Raw genomic sequence first — 16,981 nt, 5'->3', positions numbered from 1 at the left:
GTCGTCCTCGATGTCGAGGACGACCCGGTCGGGGCCGGCCGCCAGCCTGACCCGGGCGCAGCCGCCGTACCGGATCGCGTTGTCGACCAGATTGGTGACGGCCCGGTGCAACTCGTCCGGATGCCCCAGCACCACGACATGGTCCGGCCCGTCATAGGTGACGTCATGGCCGAGATCGGCGAACTGGTCGCAGATGGTCGTCAGGCTCGCCGTCAGGTCGACCCGGACCGGCACCCGGCTGGACTGCCCCTCGCGCATGAACACGAGGAGGGACTCGACCATGGCGCGCATCTGGTCCAGATCCGCCAGCGCCTGGTTCCGGAGCCCCTCGTCCTCGATGAACTCGCTGCGCAGCCGCAGGCGCGTGATCGGGGTCCGCAGATCGTGACCGACGGCCGCGAGCATGCGCGACCGTTCCTCCACCATCGCTTTAACCCGCGCCCGCATGTGATTGAGAGCACGGGCGGCACTTCGGATTTCCTCTGGGCCCCGCTCGGGCAGCAGCGTGATCTCGCCGTCGGGCCTGAACGCTTCGGCCGCGGTCGCGAAGGCGCGCAGCGGGCGCGTGAGGGCCCGGGCCGCCCACCAGCCCAGGACCGTGACCAGGACCGCCAGCAGCAGGAGCGTCGCGACGATCGGCCCGGTCGGAGGTGGACGCGGCGGCGGCTCCAAATTGGCGAGAAGCGTGGCGCCGTCGGGCAGGCGGACCGCCACCCGCTCCGATCGCTCTCCCGGGTCCGCCGGGTCGACCAGCACGACCGACGTGCCCCTGGGAAGAGCCATGGCGAAATCGCGCGGCAGTGCCCGGTGGCCGCTCGCAGCCACGTCGGCGCCCGCCGGCAGCAGAGCCACTTTCAGCCGGGGGAATGCGCGCGCGGCGTCGGCGACGAGCTCTGCCCGACCGGCCGGATCGTTGGCCACGATCAACCGCACCAGTGCGACGACCTGGGCCGGATCGTTCTCCTGCGCGCGGCCCTCGCCCCGATTGAGAAAGAAGAAGGCGGACAGGACCACGTGAATCGCAAGAAGCGATGCGACGACGAGGGCCGCGATCTGGGTGCTGATCCGCAGCTGATAGATCCTCTCGGCGCGGCGCCTCATGATGCGGCGATCACCTCCGGGGTGAAGACGTAGCCGCCCGAGCGGACCGTTCGGATGATCTCCGGGTGATGGGGGTCGGCCTCGATCTTCCGGCGCAGCCGGCTGATCAGGACGTCGATGCTGCGCTCGAAGGCCCCCGCGCTGCGGCCCTGGGTGAGGTCGAGAAGCTGGTCCCGCGACAGCACCCGGCCCGGGTGCTCGCAGAGCGCCTGCAGAAGGTCGAACTCGCCTCCGGTGATGGCCACCGCCCCGCCGTCCGGATTGGTGAGCTTGGCGAGCCCGCAATCGAGCCGCCAGCTCAGGAAGGTGAGGACCCGGGGCCGGCGTCCGGCGGGCCCGCGCAGGCTCGAGGCGCTGCGCCGAAGCACGGCCCGGACACGCGCCAGAAGCTCGCGCGGGTTGAACGGCTTGCCCAGGTAGTCGTCGGCCCCCATCTCGAGCCCGACGATCCGGTCGACCTCCTCGCCTCGCGCACTGAGGATGATCACCGGCACGGTCGAGCCGGACCGCAACCGCCGGCACAGGCTCAGCCCGTCCTCGCCCGGCAACATCAGGTCGAGAACCACGAGATCGATACGGCTCGACCCAATCACGCGGTCCATCTCGCGTCCGTCACCGGCGAGCGATACGCGGCAGTCGTTGGCGCGCAGGTAGCGAGCCACCAGACGGCTGATCTCCTGGTCGTCCTCGACGACCAGGATGTGGGGAGATTCGGTCATTTCCGGTCCTTCTGGCTGGCCGTCACGGACAACGGGCCGGGTTCAGGCCCGAGTTATTGTTTCCGGATGTTTCCGAGCCCCGTCTCGAAATCCCTGGAAACAACGTCGAGGGTCACGTCAACACTTCATTGAACACGTGGAAACTCTGGTTCCATCGCACGGATACACCGGCTCGACTTCGTTTTCCACTGGGGCGTTCCCCGACTGCCATCTCCTTCGTCGGGGTGCTCTATCGAGGCCCTGGGTCCGGACGCCGCAGGTCCGTATGTCGCGGACCGGGTGGCGCGCTGTTCGTGCCCCACCCGGTCTGTTAAAGAGCGCCGCAGAACCTAAACGCCGAGCCGAGTCATGGTGCCCCACACGGTCCGATCCGATCTCGCAGCCGCTCGGGCCCGACGCGTCCGGGCGCGCTGCGACACGCGAGGCCGGACGGCATGAGCCGGACCGCACTCGTGTTCGGCATCTCGGGGCAGGACGGCAGCCTGCTCGCCGAGCAGCTCGTCGGCGAGGGCACGATCGTCCACGGCACCTCGCGCAATGCCGACGCCAATCCGTTCCGGAATCTGGTCAGCCTGGGGGTCCGGGATCGGGTGCGCCTCCACACCTGCTGCCCGGAGGATTCCTGCGCCGTCCGCCGCCTGATCGAGGCGACGATGCCGGACGAGATCTACAATCTTTCGGCGCAGAGCTCGGTCGGCCAGTCCTTCGCGCAGCCGCGCGAGACGATCGACAGCATTCTGGCGTCGACGGTCGGGATTCTCGACGCGATCCGCGAGACGCGCGCGCCGATCCGCTTCTGCAACGCCGGCTCGGGCGACTGCTTCGGCGATACCGGCCTGGCGGGCGCCGACGAGACGACGCCGTACCGGCCGCGCAGCCCCTATGCGGTCGCCAAGGCCGCCGCCCAGTGGGCCGTCACGACCTATCGCGAGAATTTCGGCCTCCTGGCCGTCAACGCCATCCTGTTCAACCACGAGTCGCCGCTGCGGCCGGACCGCTTCGTCACCCAGAAGATCGTCCAGGGCGCGGCCCGGATCGCCTCCGGCGAGAGCCCCGGGCCGCTCCAGCTCGGCAATCTCGACGTGTGCCGCGACTGGGGCTGGGCGCCCGAATATGTCGAGGCGCTGCGGCTGGTCGCCCGGGCCGACGAACCCGAGGACGTGGTGGTCGCGACCGGACGCCCGGCGACGCTGCGCGAGTTCGCGGCGGCGGCGTTCGACGCCTTCGGGCTCGATTGGCAGGCCCATGTGGTCTCGACCGCGGCGCTGATGCGGCCCTCCGACGCCGCCGTCTCGGTCGGGCGCCCTGCCCGCGCCCGCGACAAGCTCGGCTGGTTCGCCCGCACCAAGATGCCCGAGCTGGTCCACCGCCTCGCCGAGGCGGTGCGCCGGCCGGTGCCGACCGGACCCTGAGCCACCCCGGGGGCGCGGAGTGATTGCCGGCAGTGCCCGCCGGGTCTAAAGGCGAGACCGATCGGCGCGGCAACGATCGGCCGAGTCGGCCGCCCTGCCCGCCCGCGGAGTGTCCCGGCATGCCCATGAAGGCCGCCCAGCTCATCGCCCCCTATCGCATCACCAAGGGGCGCAAGTTCAAGCTGTCGAGCATCGCGCCGGACGACACCGACGGCCTCGACATCGAGAAGGAAGAGGCCAAGCTCCACATCGCCGCCGGCGTGACGAAGCTGTCCGAGCTGCAGGAGAAGCTCTACGCCCAGGACCGCTGGTCCGTGCTCCTGATCTTCCAGGCCATGGACGCCGCCGGCAAGGACGGCGCCATCAAGCACGTGATGTCCGGCGTCAACCCGCAGGGCTGCCAGGTCACCTCGTTCAAGCAGCCTTCCGCGCTGGAGCTCGACCACGACTATCTGTGGCGCTGCGCCATCCATCTGCCGGAGCGCGGCCGCATCGGGATCTTCAACCGCTCCTATTACGAGGAGGTGCTGGTCGCCCGCGTCCACGAGGCCGTGCTGGCGCGCCAGAAGCTGCCCGAGCAGCTCGTGACCAAGCGGATCTTCGAGGAGCGTTACGAAGACATCGCCAACCACGAGCGCTATCTGGCCCGCAACGGCACGCTGATCCTCAAGTTCTTCCTGCACGTCTCCAAGAAGGAGCAGAAGAAGCGCTTCCTCGAGCGGCTCGACGAGGCGGAGAAGAACTGGAAGTTCTCCGGCGCCGACCTGGCCGAGCGGGCGCACTGGAAGGAGTACATGCGCGCCTACGAGGACGCGATCCGGGCCACGGCCGCCGATCACGCGCCGTGGTTCGTCGTGCCCTCCGACAACAAGTGGTTCGCCCGGCTGGTCATCGTCGCCGCGATCGTCGAGGCGATGGAGGCCCTGGATCTCGCCTTTCCGACCCTGTCGAAGTCCGAGCGGGCCGCGCTCCTCAAGTCGCGGGCCGAGCTCGTCAAGGAGGATCACCGCGATTGACCGCGTCCCGTCCGGGCGCGACTTTCGAACCGGACGGGCGGCTCGCGACACCAACGGCCGCCGGGACTTGAATTCAACCGGCCGATTGCGGGACAGTGCCATGACGGGCGGGAGAAGAGCCCGTGACGACAGCGCGATCACCCGGGAGGGCCCGATGCGTCGGCTTCTCGTGAGTTTCACCGTTCTCGTGGCCTCGGCCCTCGGGCTGTGCGGCCCGTCGCCGGCGCATGCGCAGAGCCAGAAGGACTGGAACGTCTGCCGCAACGGCGACCTCGACGGGCGCATCACGGCCTGCACCCGCATCATCGAGCGCGGCGGCAGCAAGCTCACGGCCCGCGACCGCTCGTCCGCCTACAACAACCGCGCCTACGCCTACAACGAGAAGGGCCAGCACGCCCTCGCGATCAAGGATCTCGACGAGGCGTTGCGGGCCGATCCGACCAACGGCACCGCCTTCAACAATCGCGGCTACGCCTTCAACGCGACCGGCAATCCCGACCGCGCGATCCGCGACTACGACGAGGCCATCCGCCTCGATGCGAAGAACGTGATCGCCTGGGGCAACCGGGCGAACGCCTATCGCAAGAAGGGCGAGTACGACCGCGCGCTGCGCGACTACGACGAGGCCCTCCGGCTCAAGCCGGGCGCCGCCGACTACTTCAACGCCCGCGGCAACGTGTTCTTCGACCAGCGCAGCTGGGACCGCGCCATCCAGGACTACGACGAGGCGATCCGGCTGGCGCCGAAGAACGCCGTCTACGTCAACAATCGCGGCAACGCCTACCGCAACAAGAACGACCACGACCGCGCGATCCGGGACCTCACCGAGGCGCTGCGGCTGCAGCCGAACTACGTGACGGCGCTGATCAACCGCGCCCACACCTGGTACAACAAATCGGACTGGGACCGCGCCATCGCCGACTACGACGAGGCGATCCGGCTCGATCCCCGCACCGCCAGCTATCACAGCTTCCGCGGCAACGCCTATCGGGGCCGCAACGACCCGGATCGCGCGATGCGCGACTACGACGAGGCCATCAGCCTCGACCCGCGCTACGCGCCCGCCTGGCAGAACCGCGCCCGCATCTATGTCGGCCGCAACGACTGGACCCGCGCCGTCGGCGATCTCGACGAGGCGATCAAGCTCAACCCGCGAGACGCCGCCTCGTACAACTCGCGCGGCTATGCGCTCCGTCAGCGCGGCGATGTCGACCGCGCGATCGCGGACTTCGACGAGGCGATCCGGCTGAACGCCCGCGAGGCCGCCCATTTCGGCAATCGCGGCGAGGCGTGGCGGCTCAAGGGCGATCTCGACCGCGCCTTGGTGGATCTCGGCGAGGCGTTGCGGCTCGACTCGAACCTGACGCCGGCGCTGGCCAGCCGCGGGCTGGTCTTCGAGGCCCGCGGCGACCTCTCGCGTGCCCGCGACGACTTCAAGGCCGTGCTCGCCGCCCCGAACCGGACCTATCTGAGCGGCCCCTGGGCGCTGCAGATGGCGCGCACCCATCTGGCCGCCATCGACGCCGGGGTTCCGCCGCCGGCCGCGACCACCCGGCCGGCCGGGCCGCCGCCCGTCGCCACGCCGGCGGCGCCGTCCGCCTCCGTCGCGATCGCGCCGCCACCGCCGCCCCCCGCCGCCGTCGAGCCACCGGCCGGGCGCGGCACCAGGGTCGCCCTGGTGATCGGCAACGGGGCCTACCGCTACGCCACGGGGCTGCCCAATCCCGGCAACGACGCCCGCGACGTCTCGCGCTCACTGCGCAGCCTCGGCTTCGACGTGGTGGAAGGCGTCGACCTCGACAAGCACGGCATGGAGGCGCGCATCCGCGAGTTCGGCAAGAAGCTCGACCGCGCCGACCTCGCGCTCTTCTTCTATGCCGGCCATGGCCTGCAGGTGGCGGACAAGAACTACCTCGTCCCGGTCGACGCCAAGCTGGAGCGGGCCGGCGACCTCGCGCTCGACACCGTCACGGTCGACGACGTGCTGGCCCAGATGGAGAGCGAGCGCCGGGTCAACCTGGTGTTCCTCGACGCGTGCCGCGACAACCCCTTGGCCCGCTCGCTCGCCTCGGCGCTCGGCACCCGCTCGACCTCGGTCGGCTCCGGCCTCGCCGCGATCCAGAGCGCGGTCGGCACCATGATCGTCTACGCCACCCAGCCCAAGAACGTCGCCCTCGACGGCGAAGGCCGCAACAGCCCGTTCACGGCGGCACTGCTCAAGCACATCGCGACGCCGGGCCTGGAGATCGGCGCCGTGATGAAGCGCGTGAGGGCCGACGTCTACCAGTCGACCCGCCAGCGGCAACTGCCGTGGGATCACTCGTCGCTGATCGGCGACGTGGTGCTGGCCCGGTGAGACAGGCTGAACCTGATTGCTGTGCGCAGGAGCCTGCCGAAACCCCGGTGTTGCAACGCAGCAACGATGAGGCAAATCCGCCACGTCACGGCGGAATCACAATATTGCGCAGGGTTTCCGCCCCTCCTTCCTTGTTCGGCCGAATTTGCGTCTGCTAGTTTCCCGGGCCGGAAGGCGTCCCGGAGCTGGGCGGGCGTCTCCTCCGCCGCCAGACCGACGTCAGGATGACCGGATGACCCGACGGACCGCCCGCTCTGTCCCGTTTCTCGCGCTGCTCGCGGCCGCGTGGCTGCCGATGCAGGCGCTCGCCCAGGCGCTGCCGACGGGCGGAACGGTGACCAGCGGCACCATCGGCATCAGCCAGCCCACCGGGTCGAGCCTGGTCGTCAACCAGACCAGCCAGACCGGCATCATCAACTGGTCGACCTTCTCGATCGGTACCGGGAACTCGGTGACGTTCAACAACGGCAGCGGCGCGACCCTCAACCGCGTCACCGGCAATGTCCCCTCCTCCATCGACGGCCTTTTGACCGCGACCGGCAGCGTCTACCTGGTGAACCCGGCCGGCATCGCGGTCGGACCGAACGGGGTCGTGCAGACCGGCGGCAGCTTCGTCGCCTCGACGCTCGACGTGAAGGACAGCGAGTTCCTCGCCCGCAAGAGCATGACCTTCGACGGCGCCTCGACGGCCGCCGTGGTCAATCTCGGCCGTATCGGCTCGGCCACGGGCGACGTCGTGCTGATCGCCCGCACGGTGCAGAACGACGGCACCATCGAGGCCCCGAAAGGAACCGCCGCGATGGCCTCGGGCCGCGAGGTGGTGCTGAGCGACGGCGCGCTCGGCAACGGCAAGGTCCAGGTCAAGCTGCCGGGCGGCGACGGCAAGGTGGTCAACCGCGGCACCATCAAGGCGGCCGATGTCGAGCTGCGCGCCAACGGCGGCAGCGTCTACGCGCTCGCCGGCAACACCAACGGCGTCATCAAGGCCACCGGCATCTCCAGCAAGGGCGGCCGCATCTTCCTCACTGCCGAGGGCGGCACCGTGACGGCGACCCAGCGCATGGAGGCGCGCCGCACCACCACCCGGACCGCCACGGTCCGTAGCAAGACGACGACCACCACCACGACGTCCGGCGGCGACATCCTGATCGAGGCCGACGCGGTGACGATCGGCAGCACGCTCGACGCCGCGGGCACCACCGGCGCCGGCGGTCGCATCGTGGTGACGGGCGGCACCGTGACGCTCGCCGCGGGCGCCCTGCTCGACGCGAGCGGCACGACGGGCGGCACCGTGCTGGTCGGCGGCGACCGCGCCGGAGGCAACAGCACCTCCACGAACTTCTACGACAAGCCGGTCCGCAACGCCGACCAGGTGACGGTCGACGCCGGTGCCACGATCCGGGCCGACGGCACCGCGGGCAAGGGCGGCAACGTGGTCGTGTGGTCGAACGGCACGACCACGGTCGCCGGCGCGATCTCGGCGATCGGCACGGCCGGCGGCGGCTTCGTCGAAACCTCGGGCAAGACGCTGGCGATCGGCGGCGCCTCGATCGACGCCGGCCAGGGCGGCACTTGGCTCCTGGACCCGGACCACCTGACCATCACCCAGAGCGTCGCCGACACGATCGTGGCGAGCCTGACGGCCGGCACCAATGTCGTCCAGGAGACCACCGCTGGAACCGGCGACGGCAACATCGTCATCGCCAACGGCGTCACGATCACCTGGGGCAGCAGCGCCACCCTGACGCTGAGCGCCTATCACGACATCCGCTTCGAGGCGGGCGCCCTGATCACCAGCACGGGCGCCGGCAGCCTGATCCTGCGGGCCGACAACACCGGCACGGGCAGCGGGACGATCGTCTTCCCGGTCACGCCCGGCCCTGCTGCGGCCGGCCCCGGCACGGTGATCGACTTCAGCAACAGCACCGGCCTCGTTTCGATCTACTACAACACGCCGACCTACGACGCGCCGACCGACTTTTCGTCCCGGGTGGCGACCAACTCGGCCCTCCAGGTGCCGCAGCTCACCAGTTACATGCTGGTGAACAGCGCCGCCGACCTGGCGCGGATCGGCGGGAACCTGGACTCGCTCGCCGGCACCTACGCGCTCGGCCGCAACATCGACGCGAGCGGTTTCGCCGGCATCTCGGGCAAGTTCGAGGGAACGCTCGATGGGTGGGGCGGCCTCACCGGCAGCACCGGCGCCAGGATCACGCACACGATCTCGAACCTCGGCGTCGGCACGACGAGCGCGGGCCTGTTTTACGAGATTGGCGTTCTCGGCCTCGTCCAAAATTTAAAGATCACCAACGCGCAGATCACGGCGGACGACTACTCCGCCGGCATCCTCGCCCAGACCAATAGCGGCACGATCTACAACGTCCATGTCTCCGGAACGATCGGCGTCGACGAGTCCACCTCCTACGCCGGGGTCGGCGGCCTGGTCGGCACGAACTACGGCTATGTCGTCCTGTCGAGCGCCAATGCCGCGATCACGAGCAACGGCTGGAACGCCATCGTCGGCGGCCTCGTCGGGATCAACGAAGGCACGATCACGTCGTCCGAGGCCTACGGCAGCATCACGGCGGGCCCGGACTCCTGGAGCGGCCGCTACGGTGGCCTGGTCGGCGCAAACTATGCCTCGATCTACGACTCCCGGGCCTACGGCGCGGTGACGGGCGCCGAGTACTCCGAGGCAGGTGGCCTCGTCGGCTACAATGCGGTTGCCTATACGACCGGCCCGAACCAGGGCGGCGGCACCATTGTTTCGAGCAACGCCTACGGCAACGTCTCGGCGGGCCCGGATTCCGCCGTCGGCGGGCTGGTCGGCAGGAACAACGGCCTCGTCGCCTACTCGCTCGCGACCGGCACCGTCACGGGTGGTGTGGGCAGCGATGTCGGGGGCGCGGTCGGCGTCAACCGGGGTTCGCTCTTCCGGGTCTCGGCGACCGGCGCCGTGTCCACGACCGGCGAAGGGGGCACGGCGGGCGGCCTCGTCGGCGACAACGACGGCGGCAGCATCATTCAGTCCTATGCCAGCGGGGCCGTCTCCGGTGACGACGGCACGGCGATCGGCGGCCTCGTCGGCGCCAATGTGCCGAACTATTACGACGGCGGCGCCAGCGTCTATCAGTCCTATGCGACCGGCGCGGTGACCGGCACGGGCACCGCCATCGCTGGCGGCCTGATCGGCGTGAACGGCGGGCTGGTCGACCAGACCTACTCCACCGGCAAGGTGACGACCGGAGCCGGCGGCGTCGCGGGTGGCCTGATCGGCGTGAACAGCGTCCTGGTCCAGGGGGACGGGCCGAGCCAGATCGTCACCGGCACGGTCACAAGCTCCTACTGGAACACCCAGACGAGCGGTCAATCGACGAGCGCGGCCGGCACTGGCCTCACGACGGCGCAGCTCACCCAGGGGCTGCCGGCGGGCTTCGATCCCGGCGTGTGGCAGACGGTCCCGGGCCAGTCCTATCCGTACCTGTTCGGCCCGCCGCCCTACATTCCCTCCGACCCGGTCACCTACGACCCGACCCAGCTCGTCAACCTGGTGTCCCTGACGCCCGGCAACACCAACTCGGGACCGCCCAACACCGACCAGTCGAACATCACCCCGCCCCCGCCGGTTCAGGACGGCGGCCAGGGCGGCGGCGGCCAAGGCGGCCGGGGCGGACAGGGTGGACCGGGTGGACCGGGTGGCGGCAATCCGGGCGCCGGCCCGCCGCCCGGCCCGGGTCTCGACCGTTCGCCGAGCGAGCAGCAGTTCAGCGGCGTCCCGCCGCTGGGCGAGACGCGCTTCATCCCGGACGAGATCGTCCTGCAGATCCCGGCGAGCGTCTCCCGCGAGCAGATCGAGGCGATCGCCCGCGAGTTCGGCGTCGAGATCGTCTCGACCGACCCGATTGGCCTGACCGGCCGCACACTCTACCGCTTCAAGCTCACGCCGGGGCAGGACATCCGGGCCCTGATCCGGCGGCTGGAGCAGAACCGCATCGTCTCCTCGGCGCAGCCGAACTACGTCTACGGGCTCGCCCAGACGGCGTCTCCGGCCGCGGCGGCTCCGGCTGCAACGGCCCCGGCCGAGACGGCTCCGCCCGCGGCCGGCCCGGAGCCGGCCGCGTCGGGCTCGAGCGACCTCGCCAGCGACCTCGCCAGCGACCTCGCCGCCCGCACCACTTTGCCGACCGGCGATCCGGCCCAATACGTCATCCAGAAGCTGCAGCTCGGCGCGGTGCACCAGCGCGTCCGCGGCGCCAACGTCACGGTAGCGGTGATCGACTCGGAGATCGACCTGCGCCATCCGGATCTCCAGGGCCTCGCGGTCGAGCGCTTCGATGCGACCGGGGCCGCGAGCCATCCGCACACCCACGGCACCGGCATGGCCGGCGCCATCGCGTCGCGCTATCGGCTGCTCGGGGTCGCGCCGGGCGTCCGCCTGCTGGCGATCCGGGCCTTCTCGGAGGCCGACAAGAACGCCCAGGCGACCACGGCGCAGGTGCTCAAGGGGCTCGACTGGGCGCTGTCGAAGAACCCGCGCATCATCAACATGAGCTTCGCCGGCCCGCGCGACCTGATGACCGAGCGGCTGCTCGCCACGGCGACCCAGAGGGGCATCGTGCTGATCGCTGCGGCCGGCAATGCCGGCCCGAAGTCGCCGCCGCTGTTCCCGGCCGCCGACCCGAACGTCATCGCCGTGTCGGCCACCGACACCGACGACAAGCCGTTCGCCATGGCCAATCGCGGCAAGCACATCGCCATCGCGGCGCCGGGCGTCGACGTCCTGGTGCCGTCGCCGGACGGCAGCTATCAGCTCACCACCGGGACATCGGTGGCGGCCGCCCATGTCAGCGGCGTCGCGGCGCTGCTGATCGAGGCGCGACCGAGCCTCACGCCGGCCGAGGTGCGCAGCATCCTGACCCGGACGGCGAAGCCGCTCGGCCCCGGCAAGGACATCCAGGTCGGCGCCGGGCTGATCGATCCGATCCGGTCGCTGGCCGGGATCACATCGGCCACCGCGTCGCCGGCCTCGCCGATAGCGCCGGCAGCGATCCGACCCGGCGTGGTGCCGGCCGTGCCGTTGAGGTGACGCGGCGGCAGATTTGGACAAGGCTTCAAGGACCGGAAACAAACTCCGGCCGAGACTGAAAAAAGTGTTCTTGGCGTAGGGGCAGGCGTGAATGTGTGAGGGGACAGGAGCGCGACCCGGCGGACCGCCGGTGCACGATCCGTCGCGGGCGTCGGCTCGGCGACGGTCGGTGGCGTGCGCCCTCCGCGGCCTCGCCCCGGCCGTGCTCGCCGCCCTGCTGGCCGGCGCCTCGCCGGCCGCCGCCCAGTATGTCGAGCGCAACCTGCCGCCCGCCCCGCCGCGCGGCGCCCCGGCCATCGACTTCATCACCCCGGACCTCCTCAAGGGCGAGGACGACACGCCGCTCGGCCGGTCGCTCTCCGGCATCGTCCTGCTCGGCGCCAAGGACCAGCCGCTCGCCGCGCCGCGCCGCGCCGGCGTCGACGTGGAGCGGATCCCGGCGATCGCCCCGGACGTGCTGCGCCAGCGCCTGTCGGCATTTCTGGGCCGGCCGATCAGCCGCAAGCTGATCGCCGAGGTGCAGGCGGCGATCTCGGCCGTCTACAAGGACGCGGGGCGGGCCTTCGTGTCGGTCACCATCCCGCCCCAGGAGATCACGGGCGGCGCCCTCCAGGTGCGGGTGATCGAGTACAAGACCGGCCGCGTGACCGTCACGGGCGCCGAGCGCGCCGGCGCCGACCATGTCCGCACCCGCGTCCGGGTGACGCCGGGCACCCCGATCGACAGTCGGCGGCTCGAGACCGACCTCGACTGGCTCAACCGCAACCCGTTCCGCCGCGTCGAGGCGGTGTTCGGCCCCGGCAAGGATCTGGCCGAGGCCGACCTGTCGCTGCGGACCAGCGAGCAGGCGCGGCCGTGGCAGGTCTACACCGGCTACGCCAACACCGGCACGATGCTGACCGGCCGCGACCGCTGGTTCGTCGGCGGCTCCGCGTCGCTGCCCGGCGAGGTGCTGGCCTCCTACCAGGCGACCGGCAGCCGCGACTACTGGATCGAGAATGGCCACCCGATCAACGATCCCGATCTCGCCCAGTACCAGAGCCATGCCGGCCGGGTGATCGTGCCCTTGTGGGCGCGCGCCAGCCTGGAGCTGATCGGCAACTACATCCAGACGAACGAGCAGCCGAACCTCTTCCTGCGCTACCGCACCCGCACCACCGAGTTCTCGGCGCTCCACCGCAGTGCGCTGGAGAACGTCCTGCCGTGGGCGTTCGGCGACCTGCTGCTCGGCGTCGAGACCAAGCGCCAAGCGCGCGAGCTGTTCTTCGTCGATGTGCCGGTCGCCGAGTTCAGCGCCGACCTCTTCCAGATGGTCGGCGGCTGGGCGGGCCGGTTCCGCGACCCCTTCGGGGTCAACGATCTCGACGTCCGGCTCAAGGTCAATCCGGGCAGCATGCTGCCCGACAACACCTCGCAGGCCTGGAACCTGTTCACCAACGGCCGCGTCGCCGACATCCATTACGCCTACGCGACGGTCGCTTATGTCCACACGGCGCCGCTGCCGAAGGGCTTCATCCTCACCAACGAGCTGTTCGGGCTGATCTCGGGCGATCCGCTGCCCGATCCCGAGCGCATCTCGCTCGGCGGCGCCTTCACGGTGCGCGGCTACATGACCGAGGACCGCACCGTCGACCAGGCCGTGATCTCGCGCAACACGCTCTACCTGCCGGGCTACAGCATCGGCGAGGCGCTGAAGCTGCCGTGGCTGCAGGACAAGTTCGTGCCCTATGTGTTCAGCGACATCGGCTGGGGGCGCGAGATCTTCTTCGGCAAGGAGACCACCCTGGCCTCGGTCGGGGCCGGGTTCGACGACCAGATCGGCCCGTTCCGGGCCAACCTCGCGGCCGGCTACGCGCTCCTCGACGGGCCGCAAACGCCGGCCGGCTCGTGGCGCATCCATGCGCGCGTGACCGCCACCTACTGATCCGGATGTCCAATGCCCCGCACCCTGCGTCGCCTCGATCGCCTGCGTCCCGCCTGCCTTCTCGTTCTGGGCACGGCCGTTCTGGCCGGCCCGGCCCTCGCCCAGGCGCCGAGCCGTACCACGGCCACTTACGACGACTGGACGGTCCGCTGCGAGACACCGGCGGGATCGCAGCAGAAGACCTGCGAGGTGTTCCAGGCCCAGCAGCCCCAGGGGCAGACCAGCCCGGTCTCCCAGGTCGCGATCGGCCGCGCCGCCAAGACCGACCCGCTCAAGCTGGTGGTGCAGATCCCGGTCAATGTCTGGCTGGCGACGGCGCCGCGGCTCGTGTGGGACGACAAGCAGCCGCCGGTCGCCCTCGGCTTCAAGCGCTGCGTCCCGGGCGGCTGCTTCGCCGACGCCGACCTCCCCGACGATCTCCTCCGCCGCATGCGCGGCCGCACCGATCCGGGCCGCCTGGAGTACAAGGACGCACTCCAGCGCGACGTCGGTATCCCCCTCTCGTTCAAAGGCTTCGGGGCTGCCCTGGAGGCGCTGGCGAAGCAGTAGCGGGAGGTTCGGGGCTCGTCTTGCGGCGCTCGTATGGGTCGCGGTCCGGCGGCGCGTCGCTCCGCTCCGTTCCATGCCGCACCGCCCGACACAGGTGCCCCCCCTCGCGCCCCTCTTGCTCCGTGGCGGATTCCCTGCCACATGCCGGGGATGACCCAGCCGCTCCGTGACCTGGACCCGGCCCTCGCCGAGCCCGCTGCCGATTCGTCCGCCCTGCCCGCTCCTTCGACCAGCTCCGAATCGCCGCTGGCCGCCGAGGTCGAGCGCCGGCGGACCTTCGCCATCATCTCGCATCCGGACGCCGGCAAGACGACCCTGACCGAGAAGCTGCTGCTGTTCGGCGGCGCCATCAACCTGGCCGGCGAGGTCAAGGCCAAGAAGAACCGGCGCGACACCCGCTCGGACTGGATGTCGATCGAGCGCGAGCGCGGCATCTCGGTCGTCACCTCGGTGATGACGTTCGACTACCGTGATCGCGTCTTCAACCTGCTCGACACGCCGGGCCACGAGGACTTCTCGGAAGACACCTATCGCACGCTGACAGCGGTCGATTCCGCCGTCATGGTCATCGACGCGGCCAAAGGCATCGAGGCGCGTACCCGAAAGCTGTTCGAGGTGTGCCGGCTGCGCGACATCCCGATCGTCACCTTCATCAACAAGATGGACCGCGAGAGCCGCGATCCCTTCGAGATCCTGGACGAGATCGAGAAGACCCTGGCGCTCGACACCACCCCGATGACCTGGCCGATCGGCCGCGGCCGCGACTTCGTCGGCACCTTCGACATCGAGCGCGGCGGCGTGCGCCTGCTCGACGCCAAGGACGACTCCGGGCCGCCGGTTCCGATGGAGATGGCCGAGATCGCGGCGCTCAACGCCTCGCTCGATGCCGACGCGATCGCGCAGGAGATGGAGCTGGTCACCGAGGCGTGCCCGCGCTTCGACCTGGCGACCTTCCTCGAGGGCCACCTCACCCCGGTCTTCTTCGGCAGCGCGTTGAAGAACTTCGGCGTTCGTGACCTCTTGGACGGCCTGCACCGTTTCGCCCCGCCCCCGCGCGCGCAGAACTCCGATGCCGGGCCCATCGACGCCGCCGATCCGCGCATGTCCGCCTTCGTGTTCAAGATCCAGGCGAACATGGACCCGAACCATCGCGACCGCATCGCCTTCGCGCGGCTGTGCTCGGGAAAGCTCACCCGCGGCATGAAGGCCAAGCTGGTGCGAACCGGCAAGCCCGTCACCCTGTCGACGCCGCACTTCTTCTTCGCCCAGGACCGCTCCATCGCCGACGAGGCGTTCGCCGGCGATGTGGTCGGCATCCCCAATCACGGCACGCTGCGCATCGGCGACACGCTGACCGAGGGGCGCGACATCACCTTCGTCGGCGTGCCGAGCTTCGCTCCTGAAATCCTCCGGCGCGTGCGGCTCTCCGACGCCATGAAGGCCAAGAAGCTGAAGCAGGCATTGCAGGAGCTGGCCGAGGAAGGCGTCGTGCAGGTGTTCCGCCCGTCCGACGGCTCCCCGGCGCTGGTCGGCGTCGTCGGCCCGCTGCAGCTCGACGTGCTCAAGGCGCGGCTCGCCGCCGAATACGGGCTGCCGGTCGAGTTCGACATGTCCGAGTTCCAGCTCGCCCGCTGGATCGCCTCGGACGACAAGGCCGCGCTGGAGACCTTCGTGGCGGCGAACCGGTCCGGCATCGCCGAGGACCTCGACGGCGACCTCGTCTATCTCGCCCGCAACGAGTTCTATCTCGGCTACACCCGCGAACGCGCCCCCGGGATCTCGTTCACGGACGTCAAGGAGACCCAGAAGGGCAAGTGAGACCGGCGGCCTGACGTCGGCTCGTCATCGGAGGTGCTCCGGCGACGCCCGAGCCTCGGAGGATGCGGCCCGGGCCATCGCGTACCCTTCGAGGGCCGGTTCCGGGGGCACCTCGGGTGGCGGCGTGAATCAGTATCCATGAGCTTCGGTACGAACCACCGGCGAAGCCTAGCCTGATCGGCCCAGTTGCCTTCCAGCGGTTTCGGGTCCATTTTGCCGCAGCGCAGCATAGCTGCCGAACACCCCCGGATCCCGAATGCTCACGACTCTGAAGCGCTGGTCGGGCCTCGACCGCGCCACTCTCCTTTATGCCGCCGGCCTCGCCGGCTCGGCATGGCTCGCCTTCACGATCGCCGCCAGCCTCCACGTGCAGAATGCCTATTGGGCCGCGATGCCGATCTTCGTGGTGGCCCAGTCGTCCCGCGGCCTGCTGCTCGAGCGCGCCTTTTATCGCCTGGTCGGCACCGCCATCGGCGCCGGGCTGGGCTTCGCGATCGTCCGGACCGGGCACCCGATGGTGCAGCTCGGGTGCCTCGCCGTCGTGGTCGCGATCGGGGCCGGCCTCACCCACCTGCTGCGCGGCGTCCACTCCTACGGGACCTTCATGGTGGGCATGACCTCCGCCGTCGTGGTGCTGCCCTCCGTCCTGTCTCCGCAGCACGCGACCGAGATCGCGACGGCGCGGGTGGAATGCACCTTCATCGGCGTAGCGGTCGTGACGCTGGTAATGGGCCTGATCACCCCCGGCTCCCGGCGCGACGCCTTCTACCAGCGCGCCCGCCGGCTCGCCGCCGAGGCCATCGCCTTCGCGGCCGTCGCGGTCGAGGGCAAGCCCGGAGCGCCGCCGGACAGCGCCGAACACAGCGTCCTGGGCGAGATCGCCGATGTCGATGCGCTCGCCGTGATGGTGTCGGCCGGCTCGGTCGAGGGCTATCGCCGCCTGCGCCACGTCAACTCCCTGGTCGCTGCTGCGATCGAGATCATGGCGGCCGGCCGCGAC

Annotated in this window: 10 protein-coding genes; 8 read left to right on the top strand and 2 right to left on the bottom strand. The window is 70.2% G+C overall.

From position 1 onward, the window contains the following. Positions 1 to 1,101: histidine kinase dimerization/phospho-acceptor domain-containing protein (locus CH341_RS17625; RefSeq protein ID WP_111420309.1), on the bottom strand; the 1,101-nt coding region annotated here is incomplete at its 3' end. Next, positions 1,098 to 1,820 carry a response regulator gene (locus tag CH341_RS17620; protein WP_111420308.1) on the bottom strand — a complete coding sequence of 241 codons (723 nt, stop codon included), beginning with the start codon at positions 1,818 to 1,820 and terminating at the stop codon, positions 1,098 to 1,100. The genes CH341_RS17625 and CH341_RS17620, both read right to left, overlap by 4 nt. A 434-nt stretch (positions 1,821 to 2,254) precedes the next feature. Here CH341_RS17620 and CH341_RS17615 point away from each other — a divergent pair, with 434 nt between their 5' ends. From CH341_RS17615 to CH341_RS17580, 8 genes are all read left to right on the top strand, one after another. After that, a complete protein-coding gene (locus CH341_RS17615; protein ID WP_111420307.1) occupies positions 2,255 to 3,232 on the top strand; it encodes a GDP-mannose 4,6-dehydratase in 978 nt (325 codons plus the stop codon). A 119-nt stretch (positions 3,233 to 3,351) separates the two neighbouring features. Next, positions 3,352 to 4,248, top strand: coding sequence for a polyphosphate kinase 2 family protein (locus CH341_RS17610; protein ID WP_111420306.1), 897 nt, complete (start codon positions 3,352 to 3,354; stop codon positions 4,246 to 4,248). Between the two features lie 154 nt (positions 4,249 to 4,402). Further along, entirely contained in the window at positions 4,403 to 6,604 is a 2,202-nt protein-coding gene (locus CH341_RS17605; RefSeq protein WP_170149676.1) for a tetratricopeptide repeat protein, read from the top strand. Between the two features lie 232 nt (positions 6,605 to 6,836). Continuing rightward, on the top strand, positions 6,837 to 11,690 hold the full coding sequence (locus CH341_RS17600) for a S8 family serine peptidase (RefSeq protein ID WP_111420304.1): 4,854 nt from the start codon (positions 6,837 to 6,839) through the stop codon (positions 11,688 to 11,690). 169 nt (positions 11,691 to 11,859) lie between these two features. After that, a complete protein-coding gene (locus tag CH341_RS17595) occupies positions 11,860 to 13,614 on the top strand; it encodes a ShlB/FhaC/HecB family hemolysin secretion/activation protein (RefSeq protein WP_111420303.1) in 1,755 nt (584 codons plus the stop codon). Between the two features lie 12 nt (positions 13,615 to 13,626). Then, positions 13,627 to 14,163: an invasion associated locus B family protein gene (locus CH341_RS17590; RefSeq protein WP_111420302.1), complete on the top strand. Its 537-nt coding sequence runs from the start codon at positions 13,627 to 13,629 to the stop codon at positions 14,161 to 14,163. A gap of 150 nt (positions 14,164 to 14,313) precedes the next feature. After that, positions 14,314 to 15,981 (top strand): peptide chain release factor 3, encoded by a 1,668-nt coding sequence (locus tag CH341_RS17585; protein ID WP_210208415.1) that lies wholly within the window; start codon positions 14,314 to 14,316, stop codon positions 15,979 to 15,981. 256 nt (positions 15,982 to 16,237) lie between these two features. Beyond that, the coding region (locus tag CH341_RS17580; RefSeq protein ID WP_210208413.1) for an FUSC family protein at positions 16,238 to 16,981 on the top strand (744 nt) is incomplete at its 3' end.

Origin of the sequence: Rhodoplanes roseus, from assembly GCF_003258865.1 — a bacterium.
GTDB classification, from domain to species: domain Bacteria; phylum Pseudomonadota; class Alphaproteobacteria; order Rhizobiales; family Xanthobacteraceae; genus Rhodoplanes; species Rhodoplanes roseus.
Note: the sequence above shows the minus strand (reverse complement) of the source record. Positions and strands in the feature narration are given on the sequence as shown.

What these genes read in the sequence shown, in the direction of transcription:
- CH341_RS17620 (WP_111420308.1), bottom strand. Translation starts at nt 1,820, where the DNA reads ATGACCGAATCTCCCCACATCCTGGTCGTCGAGGACGACCAGGAGATC.
- CH341_RS17615 (WP_111420307.1), top strand. Translation starts at nt 2,255, where the DNA reads ATGAGCCGGACCGCACTCGTGTTCGGCATCTCGGGGCAGGACGGCAGC.
- CH341_RS17610 (WP_111420306.1), top strand. Translation starts at nt 3,352, where the DNA reads ATGCCCATGAAGGCCGCCCAGCTCATCGCCCCCTATCGCATCACCAAG.
- CH341_RS17605 (WP_170149676.1), top strand. Translation starts at nt 4,403, where the DNA reads ATGCGTCGGCTTCTCGTGAGTTTCACCGTTCTCGTGGCCTCGGCCCTC.
- CH341_RS17600 (WP_111420304.1), top strand. Translation starts at nt 6,837, where the DNA reads ATGACCCGACGGACCGCCCGCTCTGTCCCGTTTCTCGCGCTGCTCGCG.
- CH341_RS17590 (WP_111420302.1), top strand. Translation starts at nt 13,627, where the DNA reads ATGCCCCGCACCCTGCGTCGCCTCGATCGCCTGCGTCCCGCCTGCCTT.
- CH341_RS17585 (WP_210208415.1), top strand. Translation starts at nt 14,314, where the DNA reads ATGACCCAGCCGCTCCGTGACCTGGACCCGGCCCTCGCCGAGCCCGCT.